Annotated in this window: 20 protein-coding genes; 13 read left to right on the plus strand and 7 right to left on the minus strand. The window is 67.8% G+C overall.

What is annotated here, in order from left to right; genetic code table 11:
- Nucleotides 1–7 precede the first annotated feature (7 nt).
- The 4 genes from dapE to dapC form a co-directional block, all read right to left on the minus strand.
- Nucleotides 8–1,147, minus strand: a complete 1,140-nt coding sequence (gene dapE, locus HWX03_RS08640) for a succinyl-diaminopimelate desuccinylase (protein WP_175870981.1) — start codon at nt 1,145–1,147, stop codon at nt 8–10.
- Between the two features lie 404 nt (nt 1,148–1,551).
- Entirely contained in the window at nt 1,552–1,920 is a 369-nt protein-coding gene (locus HWX03_RS08645) for an ArsC family reductase (RefSeq protein WP_014896722.1), read from the minus strand.
- Entirely contained in the window at nt 1,920–2,747 is an 828-nt protein-coding gene (dapD, locus tag HWX03_RS08650; RefSeq protein ID WP_006478479.1) for a 2,3,4,5-tetrahydropyridine-2,6-dicarboxylate N-succinyltransferase, read from the minus strand. The genes HWX03_RS08645 and dapD overlap by 1 nt, the downstream gene beginning before the upstream one ends.
- A 45-nt stretch (nt 2,748–2,792) precedes the next feature.
- Complete coding sequence (gene dapC, locus HWX03_RS08655; RefSeq protein ID WP_175819583.1) at nt 2,793–4,025, minus strand: succinyldiaminopimelate transaminase; 1,233 nt, start codon at nt 4,023–4,025, stop codon at nt 2,793–2,795.
- Nucleotides 4,026–4,182: 157 nt separating this feature from the next.
- Between dapC and HWX03_RS08660 the strand changes: the two genes are divergently transcribed.
- From HWX03_RS08660 to def, 5 genes are all read left to right on the plus strand, one after another.
- Nucleotides 4,183–5,124, plus strand: a complete 942-nt coding sequence (locus HWX03_RS08660; protein WP_175870982.1) for a DMT family transporter — start codon at nt 4,183–4,185, stop codon at nt 5,122–5,124.
- Nucleotides 5,125–5,263: 139 nt separating this feature from the next.
- Complete coding sequence (smc, locus tag HWX03_RS08665; protein ID WP_175870983.1) at nt 5,264–8,776, plus strand: chromosome segregation protein SMC; 3,513 nt, start codon at nt 5,264–5,266, stop codon at nt 8,774–8,776.
- A gap of 85 nt (nt 8,777–8,861) precedes the next feature.
- Nucleotides 8,862–10,148 (plus strand): cell division protein ZipA C-terminal FtsZ-binding domain-containing protein, encoded by a 1,287-nt coding sequence (locus HWX03_RS08670; protein WP_175870984.1) that lies wholly within the window; start codon nt 8,862–8,864, stop codon nt 10,146–10,148.
- A 166-nt stretch (nt 10,149–10,314) separates the two neighbouring features.
- Nucleotides 10,315–12,390, plus strand: coding sequence for an NAD-dependent DNA ligase LigA (gene ligA, locus HWX03_RS08675; RefSeq protein ID WP_175870985.1), 2,076 nt, complete (start codon nt 10,315–10,317; stop codon nt 12,388–12,390).
- Complete coding sequence (gene def, locus HWX03_RS08680) at nt 12,387–12,920, plus strand: peptide deformylase (RefSeq protein ID WP_175819588.1); 534 nt, start codon at nt 12,387–12,389, stop codon at nt 12,918–12,920. The genes ligA and def overlap by 4 nt, the downstream gene beginning before the upstream one ends.
- Nucleotides 12,921–12,999: 79 nt before the next feature.
- On the opposite strand, the gene HWX03_RS08685 is transcribed toward def, so the two are convergent.
- Genes HWX03_RS08685 through map form a run of 3 tightly spaced genes read right to left on the minus strand, consistent with a single transcriptional unit; the run spans nt 13,000 to nt 18,470 of the window.
- Entirely contained in the window at nt 13,000–15,018 is a 2,019-nt protein-coding gene (locus HWX03_RS08685; RefSeq protein ID WP_175870986.1) for a pseudouridine synthase, read from the minus strand.
- Between the two features lie 16 nt (nt 15,019–15,034).
- Entirely contained in the window at nt 15,035–17,611 is a 2,577-nt protein-coding gene (locus HWX03_RS08690) for a [protein-PII] uridylyltransferase (protein WP_175870987.1), read from the minus strand.
- A gap of 43 nt (nt 17,612–17,654) precedes the next feature.
- Nucleotides 17,655–18,470, minus strand: coding sequence for a type I methionyl aminopeptidase (map, locus tag HWX03_RS08695; protein WP_046545985.1), 816 nt, complete (start codon nt 18,468–18,470; stop codon nt 17,655–17,657).
- Nucleotides 18,471–18,848: 378 nt separating this feature from the next.
- Here map and rpsB point away from each other — a divergent pair, with 378 nt between their 5' ends.
- The 8 genes from rpsB (at nt 18,849) to rseP (ending at nt 26,396) form a co-directional block, all read left to right on the plus strand.
- The gene (rpsB, locus tag HWX03_RS08700) at nt 18,849–19,589 is read left to right on the plus strand and encodes a 30S ribosomal protein S2 (protein WP_006758564.1); all 741 of its coding nucleotides are present in this window, start codon (nt 18,849–18,851) and stop codon (nt 19,587–19,589) included.
- 162 nt (nt 19,590–19,751) lie between these two features.
- Entirely contained in the window at nt 19,752–20,633 is an 882-nt protein-coding gene (tsf, locus tag HWX03_RS08705; protein ID WP_174390153.1) for a translation elongation factor Ts, read from the plus strand.
- A 156-nt stretch (nt 20,634–20,789) separates the two neighbouring features.
- Nucleotides 20,790–21,503: a UMP kinase gene (pyrH, locus tag HWX03_RS08710; protein WP_006402648.1), complete on the plus strand. Its 714-nt coding sequence runs from the start codon at nt 20,790–20,792 to the stop codon at nt 21,501–21,503.
- Nucleotides 21,504–21,594: 91 nt separating this feature from the next.
- Nucleotides 21,595–22,155 carry a ribosome recycling factor gene (gene frr, locus HWX03_RS08715; protein WP_047901007.1) on the plus strand — a complete coding sequence of 187 codons (561 nt, stop codon included), beginning with the start codon at nt 21,595–21,597 and terminating at the stop codon, nt 22,153–22,155.
- 49 nt (nt 22,156–22,204) lie between these two features.
- On the plus strand, nt 22,205–22,987 hold the full coding sequence (gene uppS, locus HWX03_RS08720) for a polyprenyl diphosphate synthase (protein WP_175870988.1): 783 nt from the start codon (nt 22,205–22,207) through the stop codon (nt 22,985–22,987).
- A complete protein-coding gene (locus HWX03_RS08725) occupies nt 22,981–23,802 on the plus strand; it encodes a phosphatidate cytidylyltransferase (RefSeq protein WP_175870989.1) in 822 nt (273 codons plus the stop codon). Before uppS ends, HWX03_RS08725 begins: the two co-directional genes overlap by 7 nt.
- Before the next feature lie 15 nt (nt 23,803–23,817).
- Nucleotides 23,818–25,014 (plus strand): 1-deoxy-D-xylulose-5-phosphate reductoisomerase, encoded by a 1,197-nt coding sequence (locus tag HWX03_RS08730; protein ID WP_175819592.1) that lies wholly within the window; start codon nt 23,818–23,820, stop codon nt 25,012–25,014.
- An 11-nt stretch (nt 25,015–25,025) separates the two neighbouring features.
- The gene (rseP, locus tag HWX03_RS08735) at nt 25,026–26,396 is read left to right on the plus strand and encodes an RIP metalloprotease RseP (RefSeq protein WP_175870990.1); all 1,371 of its coding nucleotides are present in this window, start codon (nt 25,026–25,028) and stop codon (nt 26,394–26,396) included.
- The last annotated feature ends 2 nt before the right edge of the window (nt 26,397–26,398 follow it).

Below are 26,398 nucleotides of genomic sequence, written 5' to 3' on the forward strand. Positions count from 1 at the left end.
GGCTCCGTCAGGCAATCAGTTGTTCGAGCACGCGTCGGTACACGTTCTTCAGCGGGTCGACGAAGCGCACCTCGATGTGCTCGTCGATCTTGTGGATGCTGCCGTTCGGCGGGCCGAACTCGATCACCTGCGGGCAGATGCGCGCGATGAAGCGTCCGTCGGACGTGCCGCCCGTCGTCGACAGCTCGGTCGTGATGCCGGTCTCGGCGCGGATCGCGTTTTCCAGCGCGCCCGACAGGTCGCCGCGCGGCGTGAGGAACGGCAGGCCGCTCACCGACCATTTCAGCGTGTATTCGAGACCATGCTTGTCGAGGATCGCGTGCACGCGGGCCTGCAGGCCTTCGACCGTGCTCGCGGTCGAGAAGCGGAAGTTGAACAGCAGGTCGGCGTGGCCGGGGATCACGTTGGTCGCGCCGGTGCCGGCATGCAGGTTCGACACCTGCCAGGTGGTCGGCGGGAAGTATTCGTTGCCTTCGTCCCACCGTTCGGCCGCGAGCTCGGCGAGCGCCGGCGCGAGCAGGTGGATCGGGTTCTTCGCGAGGTGCGGATACGCGATGTGGCCCTGCACGCCCTTGACGACGAGTTCGCCGGACATCGATCCGCGGCGGCCGTTCTTGACGACGTCGCCGAGCTCGGCGCTCGACGTCGGCTCGCCGACGATGCAGTAGTCGAGGCGTTCGCCGCGTTCCTGCAGCAGCTCGACGACCTTTACGGTGCCGTCGGTGGCCGGGCCTTCCTCGTCGCTCGTGATCAGGAACGCGATCGCGCCGCGGTGGCCGGGATGGGCCGCGACGAATTCCTCGGACGCGACGACGAACGCCGCGAGCGACGTCTTCATGTCGGCCGCGCCGCGGCCGTACAGCTTGCCGTCGCGATGGGCGGGGATGAACGGCGGCGAGGTCCACTGCTCGAGCGGGCCGGTCGGCACGACGTCGGTGTGGCCCGCGAACGCGAGCAGCTTGCCGTCGCGGCCGTCGGTGCCGCGCTTGACGGCCCACAGGTTGGTCACGCCGTGCGACGCGATGGTCTCGCATTCGAAGCCGAGCGCGGCGAGGCGCTCGGTCATGATCTGCTGGCAGTGCTGGTCGTCGGGCGTCACGGACGCGCGTGCGATCAGTTGTTCGGTAAGGGCTAGGGTGGCGGACATGGTTCGGACCACTTTCGATAAAAAATGCCGGCGCGATGGCCGGCAGCGACAGGGCGTCGGGCCAGGGCCTGTTCACGCTAATAACGGGCTTGCGCTGGCCCCCAGAAGGGCCGAGCGCAAGGATTGCGACGAAGCGAATACTCGACGTATTCGCGAGGAGCATGACGCGGCGATCGGCCCTTCTGGGGGGCAGCCCCACGAATGCATTTTTCCAAACAGGGGAACGTGCCTTTCCGCCCACATTGCGGCGTCGTGCGTCGCTTGTTTGGCATGGCCAAACGGCGCTCCTTACTCCTTGCACGCGCCCAAAGGAAGTCCCCTTGGGGGACGGGCGGAAAGGCACGTTCGCAAGCCCGTTATTAGCGTGAACAGGCCCTACGCCCGCAGGCGCAGCGCGGGCGGCCCTATGCGGCAAACAGCGCCGCGTATTGATCGGCCACGAAGCCGAGCGATTTCACGCGGCCGTTGACGACGAGCACGGGGCGCTTGATGACCGACGGCTTGTGGATCATCAGCGCGACCGCGCCGGTCTTCGTTTCGGCGGCCGCCTTCATCGCGTCGTCCAGGCCGCGCCACGTGGTGCCGCGCTTGTTCACGAGCGCGTCGAGCGACACGTCCTTCAGCCAGTCTTCGACCAGCGGCGCGCTGACGCCGAGCTTCTTGAAATCGTGGAACTCGAATTCGACGCCGTGATCGTCGAGCCACACGCGGGCCTTCTTCACGGTGTCGCAGTTCGGAATGCCGTAGACGACCACGGTGTGCGGCTTCGCCATCAGTCGCCTCGCAGCAGCTCGTTCAGGCCGACCTTCGCACGCGTCTTCGCGTCGACCTTCTTCACGATCACCGCGCAGTACAGGCTGTGCGAGCCGTCCTTCGACGGCAGGTTGCCGGCGACGACGACCGAGCCGGCCGGGATGCGGCCGTAGCTGACTTCGCCCGTTTCGCGGTCGTAGATCTTGGTGCTCTGGCCGAGGTACACGCCCATCGAGATCACCGAGTTCTCCTCGACGATCACGCCTTCGACGACTTCCGAGCGCGCGCCGATGAAGCAGTTGTCTTCGATGATGACCGGGTTCGCCTGCAGCGGCTCGAGCACGCCGCCGATGCCGACGCCGCCCGACAGGTGCACGTTCTTGCCGATCTGCGCGCACGAACCGACCGTCGCCCACGTGTCGACCATCGTGCCTTCGTCGACGTACGCGCCGATGTTGGTGTACGACGGCATCAGCACGACGTTCTTCGCGATGAACGAGCCGCGGCGCGCGATGGCCGGCGGCACGACGCGGAAGCCGCCCGCGGCGAAGTCTTCGGCCGTGTAGTTCGCGAACTTCGACGGCACCTTGTCGTAGAACTGCGAGTAGCCGCCGGCCGGCATCGGTGCGTTGTCCTCCAGGCGGAACGACAGCAGCACGGCCTTCTTCAGCCACTGGTGCACGGTCCAGTTGCCGTCGATTTTCTCGGCGACGCGCAGTGCACCTTTGTCGAGCTGCTCGATCGCGTGAGCGACGGCCTCGCGGACGTCGGCGGGCGCGGCCTTCGGCGACAGCTCGGCGCGGTTTTCCCAGGCGGTATCGATGATTTGCTGAAGTTGTTGCGACATGTTCGTTTTCGCAGGAGATGAATGGAATTGATCGGGATGGACGTCTTACCGTGCGAGAGCGCGGCAGAAATCGACGATGCGTTGCGCGCCCTCGACGCATTCGGGGGTGCCCGCGACGAGCGCGATCCGGATGAAATCGCGGCCCGGATTCGTGCCGTGCGCGTCGCGCGCCAGATACGAGCCGGGCAGAACCGTCACATTATAGTCGGCGTACAGGCGGCGGGCGAACTCGGTGTCCGACAGGCCGGTGCGCGCGACGTTGGCCCACAGGTAGAACGCGGCGTCGGGCAGCTTCACGTCGATCACGTCGGCGAGCATCGGCGTGACCGTATTGAACTTCTGCAGATACAGCGCGCGGTTCTCGCGCACGTGCGCCTCGTCGTTCCACGCGGCGATGCTCGCGTGCTGCCAGACCGGCGACAGCGCGGCGCCGTGGTACGTACGGTACAGCAAGAACTTTTTCAGCAGCGCGGCGTCGCCGGCGACGAAGCCCGAGCGCATGCCCGGCACGTTCGAGCGCTTCGACAGGCTCGACAGCATCACGAGCCGCTCGAAGCCGCGGCCGAGGCGGTGCGCGGCCTCGAGGCCGCCGAGCGGCGGCGCCGCTTCGTCGAAATAGATTTCCGAATAGCATTCGTCGGACGCGATCACGAAACCGTGGCGGTCCGACAGCGCGAACAGCTCGCGCCAGTCGTCGAGCGTCAGCACGGCGCCCGTCGGGTTGCCGGGCGAGCACACGTACAGCAGCTGCGTGCGCGCCCACACGTCATCGGGCACGGCCGCGTAGTCGCACGCGAAGTTGCGCGCCGGGTCGCTGTTCGCGAAATAGGGTTCGGCACCGGCCAGCAGCGCCGCGCCTTCGTAAATTTGATAGAAAGGATTCGGACAGAGTACGATCGCCTTCTTGCCGTCCGCGCGCGGGCGCGCGTCGATCACGGTCTGCGCGAGCGAGAACAGCGCCTCGCGCGAGCCCGACACCGGCAGCACCTGCGTGGCCGGATCGATCGCCGGCAGCCCGTAGCGGTGCTCGAGCCAGTGCGCGATCGACGTGCGCAGCGCGTCCGAGCCGGCGGTGGCCGGGTACGACGCGAGGCCGTCGAGCGCAGCCACCACGGCGTCGCGGATCAGCGCCGGCGTCGCGTGTTTGGGCTCGCCGATGCCGAAGCTGATCGGTTTGAGGTCGCCGGAAGGCGTCACGTCCTTGAACAGGGCGCGCAGCTTTTCGAAGGGATAGGGCTGGAGCGAGTCGAGTCGAGGGTTCACGGGCGAAGCGGCCATCGCGGCCGGTTGGAGCGAAAGAAGCGGCGGGCGCGCCGCGCGGCTGCGAACGGGCGCCGGGGCGCGCGGCTCGCAACGGACAATTATAGCGTGACGGAATGCGGTCACGGCCTGCCGGAGCGGCGGCCGGGCCGGTCGAATAAAGGGTATCGAACAAATGAACAACGCGGTACGCGGCAGCCTGCCGACGCTGGCCATCCTGATCGGCGCGTCGGTATGGGGCCTGATCTGGTATCCGCTGCGGATCCTCGCGTCGCTCGACGTGACGGGCACGCTGGCGAGCGCGCTGACGAGCCTCGTCGCGTTCCTGTTCGTGATCGTCGCGCGGCACCGCACGATCGCGACGCTGCGCTGGCACTGGGTGCTGCCGGGCATCGCGGTGACGGCCGGCGTGACGAACCTCGGGTTCGTATGGGGCACGATTCACGGCGAGGTGCTGCGCGTGATGCTGCTGTTCTACCTGACGCCGGCCTGGACCGCGATCTACGCGCACTTCCTGCTGCGCGAACGGCTGACCTGGGCCGGCGCGGGGCTGGCTGCGCTGTCGATCGGCGGCGCGATGCTGATGCTGTGGTCGCCAACGCTCGGCTTGCCGCTGCCGGCCAACCCGGCCGAATGGGCCGGCCTCGCGGCCGGGCTGAGCTTCGCGATGAGCAACGTGCTGGTGATCAAGGCGAGCCGTGAATTACCCGACATGCGCGCCGAAATGCGCACCGCGACGCTGTTCGGCGGCGCGGCCGTGTTCGGCGCGATCGCATCGCTGTTCGAAGGGCTGCCGGCCGCGCCAGCGAGTGGCCAGCTGGGCGTGGCCGCGCTGATCATCGCGGCGATCGGCGTGACGATGGCGTCGAACAACCTGCTCGTCCAGTACGGCCTTGCGCGCGTGCCGGCGAACCGCGCGTCGATCATCATGCTGTTCGAGATCGTGATCACCGCGCTGTCGGCGTGGGTGTTCGCGAACGAGCTGCCGAGCGCGCGCGAGTGGGCGGGCGGCGCGTGCATCGTGCTGGCGACGCTGCTGTCGAGCCGGGTCCATCGTGCCGCGCCGGCACCGGACAAACCCGGCGACGGTCGGGGCGGTGCACGCGCGATGGTATGATGGAAGCCGTTTGCGGGGCCCAACGCTGGATGCGCGCGGCCCCGTTTTTGAATTCCGGGGCGCGTGGCGCGCAGGGGCTCTCCGGCCCCGCGCCGGGCGGCCCCGTCCGTTTCACACCTTCTTCACATCCGATACCGCCGTGCGTCTGAGCTCGATCAAACTCGCTGGCTTCAAATCCTTCGTCGATCCCACGCATTTCCAGGTTCCGGGCCAGCTTGTCGGCGTGGTCGGCCCGAACGGATGCGGCAAGTCCAACATCATCGATGCCGTGCGCTGGGTGCTCGGCGAGTCGCGCGCGTCCGAGCTGCGCGGCGAATCGATGCAGGACGTGATCTTCAACGGTTCGACCGCCCGCAAGCCCGGCAGCCGGGCCAGCGTCGAACTGATCTTCGACAACTCCGACGGCCGCGCGGCCGGGCAGTGGGGCCAGTACGGCGAGATCGCCGTCAAGCGCGTGCTGACGCGCGACGGCACGTCGAGCTACTACATCAACAACCTGCCGGCGCGCCGCCGCGACATCCAGGACATCTTCCTCGGCACGGGCCTCGGGCCGCGTGCGTACGCGATCATCGGGCAGGGCATGATCGCGCGGATCATCGAGGCGAAGCCCGAAGAGCTGCGCGTGTTCCTCGAGGAAGCCGCCGGCGTGTCGAAGTACAAGGAACGCCGCCGCGAAACCGAGAACCGCCTGCACGACACGCGCGAGAACCTGACGCGGGTCGAGGACATCGTGCGCGAACTCGGCGCGAACCTCGAGAAGCTCGAGGCGCAGGCGGTGGTCGCGACCAAGTACAAGGAACTCGTCGCCGACGGCGAGGAGAAGCAGCGCCTGCTGTGGCTGCTGCGCAAGAACGAGGCCGCCGGCGAGCAGCAGAAGCAGCAGCGCGCGATCGAACAGGCGCAGATCGACCTCGAGGCGCAGACGGCGAAGCTGCGCGAAGTCGAGGCGCAGCTCGAGACGCTGCGCGTCGCGCACTACTCGGCGAGCGACGCGATGCAGGGCGCGCAGGGTTCGCTCTACGAGGCGAATGCCGAGGTGAGCCGCCTCGAAGCCGAGATCAAGTTCATCGTCGAATCGCGCAATCGCGTGCAGGCGCAGATCGCCGCGCTGAACGCGCAGCGCGAGCAGTGGCGCGCGCAGGCCGAGAAGTCGCAGGACGAGCTCGAGGAAGCCGAAGAGGCGCGCGCGATGGCCGACGAGAAGGCCGCGCTCGCCGAAGACAACGCGGCCGCGAAGCACGATGCGCTGCCGGCGCTCGAAGCGAAGTGGCGCGACGCACAGGCGCAGCTCAACGACGAGCGCGCGCGGATCGCGCAGACCGAGCAGTCGCTGAAGCTCGAAGCCGCGCACCAGCGCAACGCCGACCAGCAGCTCCAGCAGCTTCAGCAGCGCCACGAGCGCCTGAAGAGCGAAGCGGGCGGGCTCGACGCGCCGGACGAAACGCAGCTCGAGGAGCTGCGCATGCAGCTGGCCGAGCAGGAAGAGATCCTCGCGGAAGCGCAGGCACGCCTTGCCGACGCACAGGAAACGGTGCCGCGTCTCGACGGCGAACGCCGCGCCGCGCAGGAGCGCGTGCAGGCCGAAGCCGCGCAGATCCACCAGCTGGAGGCGCGCCTCGCCGCGCTGAAGCAGCTGCAGGAAAACGTGCAGACCGAAGGCAAGGTGCAGCCGTGGCTCGACAAGCACGAGCTCGGCGCGCTGCCGCGTCTGTGGAAGAAGCTGCATGTCGAGGCCGGCTGGGAAGCGGCGCTCGAGGCCGTGCTGCGCGAGCGTCTCGCCGCGCTCGAAGTATCGAATCTCGACTGGGTGAAGGCATTCGCGACCGATGCGCCGCCCGCGAAGCTCGCGTTCTACGCGCCGCCCGCGGCCGGTGAGCCGCCCGCCGCGGTGGCCGGGCTGCGCCCGGTGCTGTCGCTCGTGCGCATCGACGACGCAGGCATCCGCGCGGTGCTGAACGACTGGCTCGGCAACGTGTATGTCGCCGACGACGTCGCGCAGGCGCTCGCGACGCGCGCGCAGCTGCCGGCAGGCGGCGCGTTCGTCGTCAAGGCCGGCCATATCGTCACGCGCGTCGGCGTGCAGCTGTACGCGGCCGATTCGGAGCAGGCCGGGATGCTGGCCCGCCAGCAGGAAATCGAAAACCTGGCGCGCCAGGTGCGTGCGCAGGCGCTGCTCGCCGACGAGGCGCGCACGGCTGCCGTGCGTGCGGAAGCCGCGCACACGCAGGCCACGCAGGCGCTCGGCGACCTGCGCGCGCAGGCCGAACGTGCGACGCAGCGCGTGCATGCGCTGCAGATGGACGTGCTGAAGCTCGCGCAGGCGCATGAACGCTATACGCAGCGCAGCACGCAGATCCGCGAGGAACTCGAGGAAATCGGCGCGCAGATCGAAGAGCAGCGTGCATTGCGCGCGGAGTCGGAAGCGAATTTCGAGCGCTTCGACGGCGAGCTCGCGGAACTGCAGGCGCGCTTCGAGGACAACCAGCTCGCGTTCGAGTCGCTCGACGAATCGCTGACGCAGGCGCGTCAGGAAGCGCGCGACCTGGAGCGCGGCGCGAACGACGCGCGCTTCGCCGCCCGCAACGCGGTGACCCGGATCGACGAACTCAAGCGCACGATCCAGGTGGCGCACGAGCAGAGCGAGCGCGTTGCCGCGTCGCTGGAAGACGCGCGCGCCGAACTCGAGACGATCAACGAGCAGACCGCGCACACGGGCCTGCAGGACGCGCTCGAGATTCGCGCGGTGAAGGAAGAGGCGCTGCAGGCCGCGCGGATCGAGCTCGACGACCTGACCGCGAAGCTGCGCGCGTCGGACGAGCAGCGACTCGTCGCCGAGCGTTCGCTGCAGCCGCTGCGCGACCGCATCACCGAATTGCAACTGAAGGAGCAGGCCGCGCGCCTGTCCGTCGAGCAGTTCGCCGAGCAGCTCGCGACCGCCGAGGTCGACGAGGCCGCGCTGGCCGCGAAGCTGACGCCGGATCTGAAGCCGTCGTACCTGCAGGGCGAAGTCACGCGCCTGAACAACGCGATCAACGCGCTCGGCCCGGTCAACATGGCCGCGCTCGACGAGCTGAAGGCCGCGAGCGAGCGCAAGGTGTTCCTCGACGCGCAATCGGCCGACCTGATCGACGCGATCACGACGCTCGAGGACGCGATCCACAAGATCGACCAGGAAACCCGCACGCTGCTGCAGGGCACCTTCGACGAGGTCAACCGTCATTTCAGCGACCTGTTCCCGCGCCTGTTCGGCGGCGGCCAGGCGAAGCTGATCATGACGGGCGACGAGATTCTCGATGCCGGCGTGCAGGTGATGGCGCAGCCGCCCGGCAAGAAGAACGCGACGATTCACCTGCTGTCGGGCGGCGAGAAGGCGCTGACCGCGACCGCGCTGGTGTTCGCGATGTTCCAGCTGAACCCGGCGCCGTTCTGTCTGCTCGACGAGGTCGACGCGCCGCTGGACGACGCGAACACCGAGCGTTTCGCGAATCTCGTGCGCGCGATGTCCAACAAGACGCAGTTCCTGTTCATCTCGCACAACAAGATCGCGATGGAAATGGCGCAGCAGCTGATCGGCGTGACGATGCAGGAGCAGGGCGTGTCGCGGATCGTTGCGGTGGACATGGAAACCGCCGCGGGTTTTGCCCAGAATTGACGTTTGACGAAACCGGACCGCGTTCGCGCGGCGCATGGGCGCCCGTTCGCGGTTCCGACGAAAAAGAATTGCTGATGGAGCGTGCATGGACGAGTTGACACTCGGTTTGATCGGCGCGGGCGCCGTCGTGGTGGGCGGCGTCGTGGTCTACAACGCGTGGCAGGGCGCGAAGGTGCGGCGCAGGATGCCGCGCCCGATGCCGGAGGAAACGGCCGAGGCGATGAACCGCCCCGAGCGCGACGAAGAGTTGCCGTTCATCGAACCGGTGCGTCAGCCGGTGCGCCGCGAGCCCGCGGCACCGGTCGCGGCGACGGCGGCAGCGGCCGAAGCCGCGCGCGTCGAGCCGACGTTCGGCGCAGCCGTGGGCGGCGCGGCGCCGGCCGATACGCCGGCCGACCTGCAGGCCGAGGCGACGGGCGTCGACGCGTCGTCCGAATCGACCGAATCGGCTGCCGGCGAAGAAGCCGTGCCCGCCGCCACGCATGAAGCGGCGGCCGAACCGGCCGAGCCGACCGAACCGGTGATGCCGGCCGCGACGACGGTCTCGTCGGCGCCGCCCGCGATCGTCGACCGCCGGATCGACTGCATCGTGCCGATCCGCCTCACCGGGCCGCTGCCGGGCGACAAGATTCTGCCGGTCGCGCAGCGGCTGCGCCGCGCGGGCAGCAAGCCCGTCCACATCGAAGGCAAGCCGGAAGGCGGCCAATGGGAGCTGCTGCAGAACGGCGTGCGCTACGAAGAGCTGCGCGCGGCCGCACAGCTCGCGAACCGCAGCGGCGCGCTGAACGAGCTCGAATTCTCCGAATTCGTGACGGGCGTCCAGCAGTTCGCCGACGCGATCGACGGCGCGCCGGAATTCCCGGACATGATGGAAACGGTCGCGATGGCGCGCGAGCTCGACGCGTTTGCCGCGCAGTGCGACGCGCAACTGTCGATCAACGTGATGTCGGACGGCGCGCCGTGGTCCGCGAACTACGTGCAGGCGGTCGCGTCCCAGGACGGGCTGCTGCTGTCGCGCGACGGCACGCGCTTCGTGAAGCTCGACGCGAAGCAGAACCCGGTGTTCATGCTGCAGTTCGGCGATACGAACTTCCTGCGCGACGACCTGACGTACAAGGGCGGCAACATGATCACGCTGGTGCTCGACGTGCCGGTGGCCGAAGAGGACATCCTGCCGTTCCGGCTGATGTGCGATTACGCGAAGTCGCTGTCCGAGCGGATCGGCGCGCGCGTCGTCGACGATTCACGCCGGCCGCTGCCGGAATCGACGCTGGTCGCGATCGACCAGCAACTGATGAAGCTGTACGCGAAGCTCGAGGAAGCCGGCATCCCGGCCGGTTCGCCGGTCACGCGCCGCCTCTTCAGCCAGTAACGCGATGGCGCGGACGGCGGTCTTCGGCGCCGTCGTTCGTCGCCGCGGCGCGCACCGTTTCGTGTGCGCTGCAGCACGTCATCCGGCCCGCATTGCGTGCCCCGCCGCGGCGTCAAACTGAGATAATCGGGCATCCGATTTTTTTCAGAACGAATCTGCCGCCAGCATGGCCCGAACCCAAGCCGAACCGCCAGCCAGCCAGCCCGACGCACGCGCCGCGTGGCTGCGCGACCAACTCGAGCGGGCGAATTACGCCTATTACGTGCTCGACCAGCCGGATCTGCCCGACGCCGAATACGACCGGCTGTTCCGTGAGTTGCAGCAGCTCGAAGCCGACCATCCCGAACTCGTGACGCCCGATTCGCCGACGCAGCGCGTCGGCGGCGAAGCGGCCGGCGGCTTCACGCCGGTCGTCCACGATGCGCCGATGCTGTCGCTGAACAACGGCTTCGCCGACGAGGACATCGTCGCGTTCGACAAGCGCGTCGCCGACGCGCTGGCCAAGACGACCGATCTCGCCGGCTCGGTGACGGACCCGGTCGAATACGCGTGCGAACTGAAGTTCGACGGCCTCGCGATTTCGCTGCGCTACGAGCAGGGCGTGTTCGTGCAGGCATCGACCCGCGGCGACGGGACGACGGGCGAGGACGTGACCGAGAACGTGCGCACGATCCGCTCGATTCCGCTGAAGCTGAAGGGCAAGCACGTGCCGGCCGTGCTCGACGTGCGCGGCGAGGTGCTGATGTTCAAGCGCGATTTCGCACGCCTGAACGAACGCCAGCGCGCGGCCGAGCAGCGCGAATTCGCGAACCCGCGCAACGCGGCGGCCGGCAGCCTGCGCCAGCTCGACTCGAAGATCACCGCGCAGCGGCCGCTGTCGTTCTTCGCGTACGGGATCGGCGTGCTCGACGGGATGCCGATGCCCGACACGCATAGCGCGCTGCTCGACTGGTACGAGGCGTTCGGCCTGCCCGTGAACCGCGAGCGCGCGGTCGTGCACGGCGCCGAAGGCCTGCTCGATTTCTTCCGCAAGGTCGGCGAGAAGCGCGATGCGCTGCCGTACGACATCGACGGCGTCGTCTACAAGGTCAACCGGCGCGACGAGCAGGAGCGGCTCGGCTTCGTGTCGCGCGCGCCGCGCTTCGCGCTCGCGCACAAGTTTCCCGCGCAGGAAGCGCTGACGAAGCTCGTCGCGATCGACGTGCAGGTCGGACGCACCGGCGCGATCACGCCGGTCGCGCGTCTCGAGCCGGTGTTCGTCGGCGGCGCGACCGTGACCAATGCGACGCTGCACAACGAGGACGAAGTGCGCCGCAAGGACATCCGGATCGGCGACACCGTGATCGTGCGCCGCGCGGGCGACGTGATTCCGGAAGTCGTCGGCGCGCTGCTCGACCGGCGCCCGGCGGACGCGGCCGAATTCGTGATGCCGACCGAGTGCCCGGTGTGCGGCTCGAAGATCGAGCGCCTGCCGGACGAGGCGATCGCGCGCTGCACGGGCGGGCTGTTCTGCCCGGCGCAGCGCAAGCAGGCGCTGTGGCATTTCGCGCAGCGCCGCGCGCTCGACATCGACGGCCTCGGCGAGAAGATCATCGACCAGCTCGTCGAGCTGAATCTGGTCCGCACGCCGGCCGACCTGTTCAATCTCGGTTTCGCGACGCTGGCCGAACTCGACCGGTTCGCCGAGAAGTCCGCGCAGAATCTGCTCGATTCGCTCGAGAAGGCGAAGCATACGACGCTCGCGCGCTTCATCTACGGGCTCGGCATCCGCCATGTCGGCGAATCGACCGCGAAGGATCTCGCGAAGCATTTCGGCTCGCTGACGCCGATCATGGACGCGTCGATCGAGGAACTGCTCGAAGTCAACGACGTCGGCCCGATCGTCGCCGAGTCGCTCCACCAGTTCTTCGCGGAGGAGCACAATCGGACCGTGATCGAGCAGTTGCGCGCGCCGGGCAAGGTCACGTGGCAGGAAGGGCCGCCCGCGCCGAAGGCGCCGCAGGGCGTGCTCGCCGGCAAGACGGTCGTGCTGACGGGCACGCTGCCGACTCTCACGCGCGATGCGGCGAAGGAGATGCTCGAAGCGGCGGGCGCCAAAGTGGCCGGTTCGGTATCGAAGAAGACGGATTACGTGGTCGCGGGCGCCGACGCCGGCAGCAAGCTCGCGAAGGCCGAGGAACTCGGCATCCCCGTGCTGGACGAAGACGGTCTGCACCAACTCCTGGAGGGCAATACGCCATGATTCGCGAGATCCTGAAGATGGGCGATCCGCGCCTGCTCGAAATCGCCCAACCGGTCGAGCGGTTCGATACGGCCGAGCTGCACGAGATCGTCGCGGACATGTTCGAGACGATGCACCACGCGAACGGCGCCGGGCTCGCCGCGCCGCAGATCGGCGTCGGGCTGCAGATCATCATCTTCGGCTTCGGCAACAACAACCGCTACCCGGATGCGCCGCCGGTGCCGGAGACCGTGCTGATCAACCCGAAGATCGAGTACCTGCCGCCGGACATGGAAGAGGGCTGGGAAGGCTGCCTGTCGGTGCCGGGCATGCGCGGCGTCGTCAGCCGCTACGCGAAGGTGCGCTACAGCGGCTTCGACCAGTTCGGCGAGAAGATCGATCGCGTCGCCGAGGGGTTCCATGCGCGCGTGGTCCAGCACGAATACGATCACCTGATCGGCAAGCTGTATCCGATGCGGATCACCGACTTCACGCGCTTTGGCTTCACCGAGGTGCTGTTCCCGGGGCTCGATCCGGCCGACGACGACTGATCGTCCGCTCTCTCGCAGAAACGAAAAAGCCCGCGCGAGCGGGCTTCTCCAAGGCGGGGCGCACGTTGCGTGCCCGCGGTCAGAACGTCTCGTCGGCGGACAGGTAGCGCCATTGGCCCTGCGGCAGCGCGCCGAGCATTACGCGGCCCATCCGCACGCGCTTCAGGCCGATCACCTCGAGGCCGACCAGTTCGCACATGCGGCGGATCTGGCGCTTCTTGCCTTCGCGCAGCACGAACCGCAGCTGCTCGCCGTTCTGCCAGCTCACCAGCGCGGGCTTCAGCGCGACGCCGTCGAGCTCGAGGCCGTGGCGCAGCTTCGCGAGCGATTCCGCCGGGAAGTGCTGGTCGATGTCGATCAGTTGTTCGCCGAAGCGCACGCGCACCAGGTATTCCTTGTCGATGTCCGACTGCTCGCCGATCAGCTGCTTCGCGATCACGCCGTTCTGCGTCAGCACGAGCAGGCCGGTGGAGTCGATGTCGAGACGGCCGGCCGGTGCGAGCGCATGCAGGTGCTGCGGCGAGAAGCGCACCGGCGAATGATCGCCGCTCCAGCGGTTCGCGCGCGTGATCAGCACGGCCGCCGGCTCGTAGCCGTCTTCCGCCTGGCCCGACACGTAGCCGACCGGCTTGTGCAGCAGGATCGTCACTTGCGCGGCCTGCGCGGCGCTCGCGCGCTCGTCGATCTCGATCTTCTGGTCGGCGCGCACCTTGGTGCCGAGCGTGTCGATGCGTTCGCCGTCGACGAGCACCCAGCCCTTTTCGATCCATTCGTCGGCTTCGCGGCGCGAGCACATGCCGAGTTCGGACATCCGCTTCGACAGGCGCATCAGGCCCGTTTCGTCGCCGTAGTCGACGTCGGCCGCCGCGCGCTTGACGGGTTGCGCGGTCTTCACCGCGCCGAACGAACGGCGCTCGTCGTCGCGCGCGGGGCGGGCCGGGCGGTCGCCGAAGCTGCGCTTCGCGCCTTCGCCGGCTGCCTTGTCGCGATAGGACGGACGCTTGCTGTCGTCACCGCCGGCTGCGCGGCGCGGACGCGCATCGTCGTCGCTGCGGCGCGGCGGGCGATCGGACGACGTGCGGCGGTCGGCGAAGCTGCGCTTCTCGCCTTCGCCGGCCGGCTTGTCGCGATAAGGTGCGCGTGCGCCGCCTTCAGCGCCTGCGCGGCGCGGACGTGCATCGTCATCGCGGCGCGGCGGTCGATCGGACGACGTGCGGCGCTCGCCGAAGCTGCGCTTCTCGCCTTCGCCGCCAGCCTTGTCGCGATAGGGCGCGCGTGGGCCGCCTTCGGCACTCGCACGGCGCGGACGTGCATCGTCATCGCGGCGGGGCGGGCGGTCCGACGACGTGCGACGCTCGCCATAGCTGCGCTTCTCGCCTTCACCGGCCGCCTTGTCGCGATAGGGCGTGCGTGCGCCGCCTTCGGCGCCTGCACGGCGCGGGCGTGCATCGTCATCGCTGCGGCGAGCGGGCCGATCCGACGGCGTGCGGCGCTCGCCATAGCTGCGCTTCGCGCCTTCGCCGGCTGCGTTGTCGCGATAGGACGGACGCTTGCTGTCGTCACCACCTGCTGCACGACGCGGCCGTGCATCGTCATCGTTGCGGCGCGGCGGCCGATCCGACGGCGTGCGTCGATCGCCGAAACTGCGCTTCGCACCTTCGCCGGCTGCGTTGTCACGATAGGACGGACGCTTGCCTTCGTCGGCACCGGCGCGACGCGGCCGTGCATCGTCATCGCTACGGCGCGGCGGGCGATCCGACGACGTGCGTCGGTCGCCGAAACTACGCTTCGCGCCTTCGCCGGCCGCGTTGTCGCGATAAGGGGCGCGCGGGCCGCGTTCGGCACCGCCGTCACGCGGCGCACGCTTGGCCGGTGCGCGGTCCGCACCCGGGCGCTCGGCGCCGGCGGCACCGCGCGGCTTGAACGAGCGCTCGCCGGTGGCGGCTGCCGGAGACGCCTTCTTCGGGCGGGCCGGCTTGTCACCGGCGGGCGGCGCAGCGGGGCGCACCGCCTTGCGGGCGACGAGGCTGCCGGAGCGAACAGGGGCGCGGGTCGGCGACGCCGGCTTCGGATTCTTGACGGTTAATTTGGTGCGCATAAACGCTGGGATTCATTCAGACTGCGATCGCGCGCAGCAATTCGGTTTCGAGCTGGATCTGCAGGCGGTTGTCGGACAGGCCGACGCCCGCGAGCAGGAAGATGTCCTCGACGCGCTCGCCGAGCGTATTGATCCGCGCCGCATGGACGCCGATCCGATGTTCGGCGAGTACGCGCGCGATCGAATAGAGAAGGCCCGGCCGGTCGTTGGCCGACACGGACAGGATGTAGTACTGGCCGCGCTCGTCGGCCCGCAGGTCGACGCGCGGCGTGATCGGAAACGTCCGGGACAGCCTCGACAGGCGGCCCTTCGACGGCTCCGGCAGCGGTGCGGTTTCGGCGAGCCGCGTCGCGAGCTGCTGCTCGACGAGATTCGCGATGTCGCGGTAGCGGACGTCCCGTTCGGTCTGCGTGACGATGAAGTTGTCGAGTGCATAGCCGTGCCGCGTCGTGCTGACGCGCGCATCGAGCACCGACAGCCCGTTGCGGTCGAAATACGCGCAGATGCCCGCGAACAGGTCGGGGCGGTCCTTCACGTACACGAGCACCTGCAGCGCATCGCCGATCGGCGACGGCCGCGCGCGGACGATCGCGGTTTCGGCGTTCACGTGCCGGTACAGCACGCGCGTCTGCCACGCGATGTCGGCCGCGTCGTGACGCAGGAAGAAGCCGACGTCGAGCTGATCCCACAACGCGCGGTGCGCATCGTCGGGCACGGTTTCCAGGCGCAGCAGCGCGAGCGCCTGCTCCTGCCGCGACTTCAGCTCCGAATGCGCGTCGGGGTTCGCGCCGCCGAGCACCGCGAGCGTGATGCGGTAGAGATCCTCGAGCAGCTTGCCCTTCCACGTGTTCCACACCTTCGGGCTCGTGCCGCGGATATCGGCGACGGTCAGCAGGTACAGCGCGGTGAGATACCGTTCGTTGCCGACGACCTCGGCGAAGCGCTTGATGACTTCGGGGTCGCTCGTGTCCTGTTTCTGCGCGACCTGGCTCATCGTCAGGTGATGCTGGACGAGCCACACGATCAGCGCGGCGTCGTCGCCGGCGATGCCGTGCTCGCGGCAGAAGCGCCGCGCGTCGGCCATCCCGAGCGTCGAGTGATCGCCGCCGCGGCCCTTCGCGATGTCGTGGAACAGCGCCGCGACATACAGCACCCACGGACGCTCGAAGTTGCCGATCAGCTGGCTGCAGAACGGATATTCGTGCGCATGCTCGGCCACCGCGAAGCGGCGGATGTTGCGCAGCACCATCAGGATGTGCTGGTCGACCGTGTACACGTGGTACAGGTCGTGCTGCATCTGCCCGACGATGCGGCGGAAATTCAGCAGGTAGCGGCCGAGCACGCTCGTCTGGTTCATCAGCCGGAACGCGTGCGTGATCCCTTCGGGCTGCTGCAGGATCCGCATGAACGTGTCGCGGTTCTGCGGATCGCGGCGCCACGCGTTGTTCATGATTTCGCGCGAGTTGTACAGCGCACGCAGCGTGCGGGCGGACAGGCCCTTCACGCCGCGCGTCGTCTCGTACAGCAGGAACGCTTCGAGGATCGCGTCGGGATGGCGTTCGAACACGCCGTCGTCGACGATCTCGAGCATCCCCTGTTTCTCGACGAAGCGATCGGCCGACAGCACGCGCGTGATGCCGCTCGTCGCGGGGAACAGCTGCGCCTCGATGTTCTGGATCAGGATCGTCGCGAGCTGCGTGACGGCTTTCGCGGCCCAGTAGTAGCGGCGCATCAGCTGCTCGCTCGCGCGCTTGGCCTGGGTCGGCTGGTAGCCGAAGCTCTCCGCGGCCTGCGTCTGCAGGTCGAACACGAGCATGTCCTGGCGGCGCCCGGCGATCACGTGCAGCCGCGCGCGCAGCGTCTTCAGGAAGCCTTCGTTGCGGCGCAGCTCGCGCGCTTCGCGGTCGGTGATGAGGCCGCGCGTGTCGAGTTCGCGCCAGCTGCTGCCGAAGCCGGCCGCGCGCGCGATCCACAGGATCGTCTGCAGGTCGCGCAGCCCGCCGGGGCTTTCCTTCACGTTCGGTTCGAGGCTGTACGGCGTGTCCTGGCACTTCGCGTGGCGCTGGCGCATCTCGAGCACCTTCGCGGTGAAGAACGCGCGTGCGTCGAGCGCTTCGTGATAGCGCACGGTGAAGCGCTCGAACAGCGCGGTGCTGCCGACGATGCGGCGCGCTTCCAGCAGCGAGGTCTGCACCGTGACGTCCTGCGACGCCTCCTCGATGCACTGCGCGACCGTACGCACGCTGCTGCCGATCTCGAGGCCGAGATCCCACGCCATCCCGATGAAGCGCTCGATGCGCGCGTCGAGTGCCGGGTCGTGCGCATCGGGCAGCAGCACGAGGATGTCGACGTCGGAGTAGGGCGCGAGCTCGCCGCGCCCGTAGCCGCCGACGGCGACGAGCGCGAGCGTCGCGGGCAGCCCGCAGTCGTCCCACACGCGCTTCAATGCGTCGTCGGTGAGTTTCGACAGCGCGTGCATCAGCGACGCGACGTTCGCCGCGCGGCGAAAGCGCTCGAGCATCTCCGTCTTGGCGGCCTTGAATTCGGCGCGCCGCGACAGCGCTTCGGGCGAGGGGGCAGCGTGAGCGCTCATGGGCGGCCGTTCAGGTGCGAAAGTGGGGCGGGCGCGACGGCGCTCAGACGGCCGCGGCCGGTTGCGCGAACACGGGGCGCGCCGGCGTGCCGGCCGACACGGTCAGCACGTCGTAGCCGGTTTCGGTGACGAGCACCGTGTGCTCCCACTGCGCGGACAGGCTGCGGTCGCGCGTCTTGACCGTCCACTGGTCGGGCATCGTGCGGATGTCGCGCTTGCCGGCGTTGATCATCGGCTCGATCGTGAAGATCATCCCGGCCTTCAGCTCGATGCCGGTGCCCGGGCGGCCGTAGTGGACGACCTGCGGATCCTCGTGGAACACCGTGCCGATGCCGTGGCCGCAGTATTCGCGCACGACGCTGTAGCCCTGCGCCTCCGCGTGCTTCTGGATCGCGTAGCCGATGTCGCCGAGGTGCGCGCCGGGCTTGACCTGGTCGATGCCGAGCCACATGCATTCGTAGGTGGTCTGCACGAGGCGCTTCGCGAGGATCGATCCCTCGCCGACGATGAACATCCGGCTGGTGTCGCCGAAATAGCCGTTCTTGATCACGGTGATGTCGATGTTCAGCGCGTCGCCGTTCTTGATCACCTTCTCGCCGGGAATGCCGTGGCAGATCACGTCGTTGACCGAAATGCAGGTGGCCTTCGGGTACGGCGGATAGCCGGGCGGCTGGTAGTTCAGCGGCGCGGGGATCGTGCCTTGCTCGTTGAGCATGAACTCGTGGCAGAGCCGGTCGAGTTCGGCGGTCGTGACGCCCGCGACGACGTGCGGCGTGATGAAGTCGAGCACTTCGCTCGCGAGACGGCAGGCGACGCGCATCTCCGCGATATCGTGTTCGTTTTTGAGCGTAATAGCCATCGAGGTATGCCTGGAATGCGGTGAATTGACGGATTATCGCACCTTATGGCGGGCCTCGCAGCCCCTGCGGGCCGCGCGGATGCGGGTTTTCGCGGATTGTCCGGCCCGCTGCCGCGCGGCACGCGAAAGTGCCGCGCGACTTGAGAGCGGACAAATCCGCGTGCTATACTCTTTGGCTAAGTCGATATCCAAATGCCGAATTTTCCCCATCTTGGGGCGGCATCACGGTGAAAGGCTTACGGCACGGGCATTTTGCACGTGCCGACTCGCAAGCCGGCGCAACCAAGGGTGCCGGCCGCGCGGAATTCGCGCCCTTCGGGCGGGTTCGCGCGGCGGTACGGCAGCCGGCTTAAGACCCAACCCTCGTGGAGAATTTACATGGCAGTTACGATGCGCCAAATGCTGGAAGCGGGTGTCCACTTCGGTCACCAGACGCGCTTCTGGAACCCGAAGATGGCTCCGTTCATTTTCGGTCACCGCAACAAGATTCACATCATCAACCTCGAAAAGACGCTGCCGATGTTCACGGACGCACAGAAGTACGTGCGCCAGCTGGCAGCGAACCGCGGCACGATCCTGTTCGTCGGCACGAAGCGCCAGTCGCGTGACACGATCGCCCAGGAAGCGCAACGTGCGGGCATGCCGTACGTCAACGCACGCTGGCTCGGCGGCATGATGACCAACTTCAAGACGCTGAAGGTATCGATCAAGCGCCTGAAGGACATGGAAGCGGCCGTCGAATCGGGCGAAACCGAGAAGATGAGCAAGAAGGAAGCGCTGCTGTTCGAACGTGAAATCGCCAAGCTGCAGAAGTCGATCGGCGGCGTGAAGGACATGGGCGGCATTCCGGACGCGATCTTCGTCATCGACGTCGGCTACCACAAGATCGCCGTCACGGAAGCGAACAAGCTGGGCGTGCCGGTCATCGCCGTGGTCGACACGAACCACTCGCCGGAAGGTGTGGACTACGTGATCCCGGGTAACGACGACTCGAGCAAGGCAGTCGCGCTGTACGCCGAAGGCGTGGCCGACGCGATCCTCGAAGGCCGTGCGAATGCGGTCAACGAAGTGGTCCAGGCCGCACGCGGCGACGACGAGTACGTCGAGGAAAACGCGTAACTGGCCCCGAGCCGGCGCAAAAAGGGGGCTCTCAACAGGCCCCCTTTTTTTAAGCTTGTGCGCCGGACCTGATCGCGCCGAATCGGCGCGGGTCCGGAAACGAATCTCGGCCGTTCGCGTCCAAGCGGGCGGCGTTGTGAATACAGACTCAAGGAGCGAATGATGGCGGCAATTACCGCAAGCATGGTGGCAGAACTGCGCGCAAAGACCGACGCACCGATGATGGAGTGCAAGAAGGCGCTGACGGAAGCCGACGGCGATCTGGCCAAGGCTGAAGAGCTGCTGCGCGTCAAGCTCGGCAACAAGGCGAGCAAGGCGGCATCGCGCGTGACGGCCGAAGGCGTCGTCGCCTCGTTCGTCGGCGGCAACGCGGGCGCGCTGGTCGAACTGAACTGCGAAACCGACTTCGTCGCGAAGAACGACGACTTCCTCGCGTTCTCGAAGACGGTGGCAGAACTCGTCGCGACGCAAAACCCGGCCGACGTGGCCGCGCTGTCGGCGCTGCCGCTCGACGGCTCGACGGTCGACGCAGTGCGTCTGGCGCTGGTCGGCAAGATCGGCGAGAACGTGTCGATCCGCCGTTTCGTCCGTTTCGAAACCGCGAACAAGATCGCCACGTACCTGCACGGCGCGCGTATCGGCGTGATCGTCGAGTACACGGGTGCTGAAGAGCAGGTCGGCAAGGACGTCGCGATGCACATCGCCGCGATGAAGCCGGTCGCACTGTCGTCGGCCGACGTGCCGGCGGAACTGATCGATACGGAACGCCGCGTGGCCGAGCAGAAGGCTGCCGAATCGGGCAAGCCGGCCGAAATCGTCGCGAAGATGGTCGACGGCAGCGTCCAGAAGTACCTGAAGGAAGTGTCGCTGCTGAACCAGACGTTCGTGAAGAACGACAAGCAGACGATCGAGCAGATGCTGAAGGCAGCGAATGCCGCAGTGCAGAAGTTCGCGCTGTTCGTCGTCGGCGAAGGCATCGAGAAGCGCCAGGACGACTTCGCCGCCGAAGTGGCCGCGCAAGTCGCAGCAGCCAAGCAGCAGTAAGCAGTCAGGCAGTATCCGCGGCGGGCGTCCGCTCCGCCGCGGCCGGCGGCGTCGCCGGCCGGCCGGGAACCCCGGTCCGGTCGTCGGCGCTTGCCCGAATCAGTATTTCGCCCCTACAGTTCGTGGTTGTCATCCTCTCGTCGCTCGGAAGCCCCTATGTCCAATGCCTATAAACGCGTCCTCCTCAAACTCTCCGGCGAAGCGCTGATGGGCGACGATGCCTTCGGCATCAATCGCGCGACGATCGAACGGATGGTGGCCGATATCGCGGAAGTCGTGCGTCTCGGTACGCAGCTCGCGGTCGTGATCGGTGGCGGTAATATTTTCCGCGGCGTCGCGGGCGGCGCGGCCGGCATGGACCGCGCGACGGCCGACTACATGGGGATGCTGGCGACGATGATGAACGCGCTGGCACTGCAGGACGCGATGCGCCACGCCGGCATCGAGGCGCGCGTGCAGTCCGCGCTGCGCATGGATCAGGTCGTCGAGCCGTACATCCGGCCCCGCGCGATCCGTCAGCTCGAGGAAGGCCGCGTCGTGATCTTCGCGGCCGGCACCGGCAACCCGTTCTTCACGACGGATACCGCCGCCGCGCTGCGCGGCTCGGAAGTAGGCGCCGAAGTGGTGCTGAAGGCGACCAAGGTCGATGGCGTATATTCTGCCGATCCGAAGAAGGATCCGTCGGCCACGCGCTACACGACGATCAGCTTCGACGAGGCGATCAGCCGCAACCTGCAGGTGATGGACGCGACGGCGTTTGCGCTGTGCCGCGACCAGAAGCTGCCGATTCGCGTGTTTTCGATCAACAAGCCGGGCGCGCTCAAGCGCATCGTGCTGGGCGAGGACGAAGGTACGCTCGTCCACGTGTAAACTCCCGCGGATGCGGGTCATCGGCCCTGGTGCGCGTGGCGCGCCGGGCAGGGCCCGCGTTTTTTGAAGGTTTGAAGGTTCGGAGGTTGAAATGAGTGTCGCTGATACCAAGAAGGGCGTCGAGCAGAAGATGCAACGCTCGATCGATGCATTCAAGAGCGATCTGGCGAAGATCCGTACGGGCCGTGCGCACACCGGCATGCTCGATCACGTGCAGGTCGACTACTACGGGTCGATGGTGCCGATCTCGCAGGTTGCCAACATGACGCTCGTCGACGCACGCACGATCGGTGTGCAGCCGTGGGAAAAGCCGATGGTCGCGAAGGTCGAGAAGGCCATTCGCGAAGCCGATCTGGGCCTGAATCCGGCAACGTCCGGCGACCTGATCCGCGTGCCGATGCCCGCGCTGACCGAAGAGCGCCGCCGCGAGCTGACCAAGGTCGTGAAGAGCGAAGGCGAAACGGCCAAGGTCGCGATCCGCAACCTGCGCCGCGACGCGAACGAAGCGCTGAAGAAGCTCGTGAAGGACAAGGAAATCTCGGAAGACGACGAGCGCCGTGCGAGCGACGACGTGCAGAAGCTGACCGACAAGCACGTTGCCGAAATCGACAAGCTCGTGCAGACCAAGGAAGCCGAGATCATGACGGTCTGACGACCGTCCTCGCGCGCCGCCTTCTTCCCGCATTACTGTCTCAACGGCCATGACCTATACCAGCTCTACCGTTCGCGTGCCTGACGTCGGTGTCGTGCCGCGTCACATCGCGATCATCATGGACGGCAACGGCCGTTGGGCGACCGAACGCCGCTTGCCGCGCGTCGCGGGGCATACCCGCGGCGTCGATGCCGTGCGGGCGGTGGTCGAAGGCTGCGCGCGCGCCGGCGTCGAATACCTGACGCTGTTCGCGTTCAGTTCGGAAAACTGGCGCCGGCCGAACGACGAAGTGTCGTTCCTGATGCGGCTGTTCATCACCGCGCTCGAGCGCGAAGTGGGCAAGCTGCATGCGAACGGGATCCGCCTGCGTGTCGTCGGCGATCTCGACCGTTTCGAGCCGCGCATCCGCGAACTGATTCGCCGCGCCGAAACCAAGACGGCGCGCAATACCCGTCTGACGCTCACCATCGCAGCCAACTACGGCGGCCGGTGGGACATCCTGCAGGCGACGAAGAAGCTCGTCGAGCAGGCCGTGCGCGAAGGTCGCGAGGTCGAAGTGACCGAGGACGCGTTCGCGCCGCATCTGGCGATGGCCTACGCGCCGGAGCCCGATCTCTTCATCCGCACCGGCGGCGAGCAGCGCGTCAGCAACTTCCTGCTGTGGCAGCTCGCGTACGCCGAATTCTATTTCACCGACAAGTACTGGCCGGATTTCGACGGCGCGGCACTGGCCGACGCGATGGCGTCGTATACCGAGCGCGAGCGCCGTTTCGGGCGCACGAGTGCGCAGCTCGAACCGCAATCGCAGAGCGCCGACTCCCTTTCATGCTGAAAACCCGTGTGATCACGGCGATCGTGATGCTGGCAGTGCTGCTGCCGGTGACGCTGTTCGCGCCGCTCAACGGGTTCGGCGCGCTGATCGGCGTCGTGCTCGTGTTCGCCGCGTGGGAGTGGGCGCGCCTGCTGAAGCTCGGCGGCGCGGGCCCGGTCGTCTATGCGGTCGTCGCGGCGCTCGCGCTCGCGGCCACCGCGCCGCTCGGCGTCGACGCGGCTTCGTCCCGTCCCCTTTTCATGGCGGCCGGCGTGTTCTGGCTGCTGGTCGGCCCGTTCGCGCTGCGGCGCAAGCCCGACCTCGCGGGCGGCGTCTGGCGGGCGTTCCTGCTGGCCGCCGGCCTCGTCGTGTTCGCCGCCTGCTGGCACGCGCTCGTTGCAGCCCGCGCGCAGGGCGTGCCGTTCGTGCTGTCGCTGCTTCTGGTCGTCTGGCTGGCCGATATCGGCGCATACTTCGCGGGCAAGGCCTTCGGAAAGCGTAAACTGGCCATCACGATCAGCCCCGGCAAGAGCTGGGAAGGCGCGATCGGAGGCTGGTTCGCAGTGATGGTCGTCGCCGGTGTCGCGATGGCCGTGCACGCATTCGAACCGACCCTGTTTTCTGCATTCGCCGCGCGCTACGGGATGGCCGGCGCGTGGGCCGCGCTGACGCTGCTGGTCGCGTACAGCGTGATCGGCGACCTGTTCGAGTCGCTGCTGAAGCGGCAGGCGGGCGTGAAGGATTCGAGCGGACTGCTGCCGGGCCATGGCGGCGTGCTCGATCGTGTCGACGCGCTGCTGCCGGTGCTGCCGCTCGCGATGCTGCTGCTTGGTTAAACCCTTATTTCTGTTATGCAAAAACGTCTGACATTGCTCGGTTCCACGGGCTCGATCGGAGACAGCACGCTCGATGTGGTCGCGCGCCATCCCGAGCGCTTCTCGGTCTACGCGCTGACCGCGCACCGCAACGGCGACAAGCTCGTCGAGCAGTGTCTGCGCTTCGCGCCTGAAGTGGCGGTGGTCGGCGATGCCGCGACGGCCGCGCACGTCGACGCGAAACTGCGCGCGGCGGGCAGCAGGACGGTCGTGCTGCACGGGCCGCAGGCGCTCGTCGACGTGTCGAAGAGCGACGGCTGCGACACGGTGGTCGCGGCGATCGTCGGCGCGGCCGGCCTCGCGCCGAGCCTGGCGGCCGCCCGCGCCGGCAAGCGGATCCTGCTCGCGAACAAGGAAGCGCTCGTGATGTCGGGCGCGATCTTCATGGACGCCGTGCGCGACCATGGCGCGATCCTGCTGCCGGTCGACAGCGAACACAACGCGATCTTCCAGTGCATGCCGCGCGACGCGGCCGAGCACGGCGGGATCTCGAAGATCATCCTGACCGCGTCGGGCGGCCCGTTCCGCACGCGCGAGCCGGCCACGCTCGTCGACGTGACGCCGGACGAGGCGTGCAAGCACCCGAACTGGGTGATGGGCCGCAAGATCTCGGTCGATTCCGCGACGATGATGAACAAGGGCCTCGAGGTGATCGAGGCGCACTGGATCTTCGGGCTGCCGGGCGACCGGATCGACGTGCTGATCCATCCGCAGAGCGTGATCCATTCGCTCGTGTCGTACCGCGACGGTTCGGTGCTCGCGCAGCTCGGCAACCCCGACATGCGCACGCCGATCGCACACGCGCTCGCGTTTCCCGAGCGCGTCGATGCGGGCGTCGATCAGCTCGACCTCGCGCAGATCGCCCAGCTGTCATTCGAGAAGCCCGATTACGCGCGCTTCCCGTGCCTCGCGCTTGCGCTGAAGGCGCTCGAGGAAGGCGGCATCGCGAGCGCCGCATTGAACGCGGCGAACGAAGTGGCGGTCGAAGCATTTCTCGAGCGCCGGATCGGCTTCATGGCGATCGCGGCGACGGTCGACGCAGTGCTCAACGCGCTGCCGAACCGCGCGCCCGACGGGCTCGACGACGTCCTCGCGGCGGATGCCGAGGCTCGCCGCCTCGCCGCCGCGATCATTGCAAAAGCGCCTGCGCCACGCGTGGAGCGTACGGTCTGAATGGGGTGCTCATGAACGTGCTGGTCGAACTGGTCGCGTTTGCGGTGGCGATCGGGGTACTGGTCGTCGTGCATGAGTACGGACATTATCGTGTCGCGCGCTGGTGCGGCGTGAAGGTGTTGCGTTTCTCGATCGGCTTCGGCCAGCCCGTTGCGCGCTGGGTCAGCCGCAGGACCGGCACCGAGTGGACGCTGTCCGCACTGCCGCTCGGCGGCTACGTGAAGATGCTCGACGAGCGCGATCCGGGCCCCGGCATTCCGCCCGAGGAGCTCGGCCAGGCATTCAACCGGAAGTCGGTCTACAAGCGCATCGCGATCGTCGCGGCCGGGCCGATTGCGAACTTCCTGCTGGCAATCGCGCTGTTCTCCATCGTATTCGCCACCGGCGTGACCGAGCCGACCGCGATCGTCGCGCCGCCGGCCGCCGGCACGGCGGCGGCCCGCGCGGGCTTCGACGGCAGCGAGACGGTCGTGTCGATCCGCGACGCGCAGGGCGGCGAGTCCGAGCCGGTGCGATCGTGGTCCGACCTGCGCTGGAAGCTGCTGTCGGCCGCGTTCGACCATCGCGAGGTCGTGCTCGGCGCGCGCGACGGCAATGCGACGTTCGATTTCCGCGTCGACCTGCGCAACGTGCCCGACAGCCAGCTCGACGACGACTTCATGGCCCACCTGGGCTTCGAGGCCGGCGGCGGCACGTTGTCGGTCGCGTCGGTGCAGCCGGGCAGCGCGGCGGAGCGGGCCGGCCTGAAGGCCGGCGACAAGCTGGTCGCGCTCGGCGGCAAGCCGATCGGCGGCGCGGCGCGTTTCATCGATACGGTGAAGCACCATGCGGGCCGGCCGCTCGAGCTGCAGATCGAGCGCGACGGCGCCGCGCGGACGGTGTCGATCGTGCCGCAGACGCAGCGCGACGACGAATCCGGGCAGCAGGTCGGCCGCATCGGCGCGGCGCTGTCGATGCACGCGCCGTCGGTGGACGTGCGCTACGGGCCGATCGACAGCCTGCGGCTCGGCGCGCACCGCACGTGGGACATTTCCGTGTATTCGCTGAAGATGTTCGGGCGGATGATCACGGGCAACGCGTCGCTGAAGAACCTGTCCGGACCGGTGACGATCGCCGACTACGCAGGCAAGAGCGCGCGGCTCGGTCCGTCGGCGTTCCTGTCGTTCCTCGCCCTTGTCAGCATTAGCCTTGGCGTCCTGAACTTGTTGCCGATTCCCGTTTTGGACGGGGGGCATCTGTTATATTATGCGGTTGAAGCCGCGACCGGGAAAGCCGTCTCGGAGCGCTGGCAGCTGATTCTGCAAAGAGCCGGGTTGATCTGCATCGTCGCGTTGTCGGCGATCGCGCTGTTCAACGATCTGGCTCGGTTAATCCATTTCTGAAG

This window comes from Burkholderia sp. BCC0397 (assembly GCF_902832865.1).
In the GTDB taxonomy this organism is placed as follows: Bacteria; Pseudomonadota; Gammaproteobacteria; order Burkholderiales; family Burkholderiaceae; genus Burkholderia.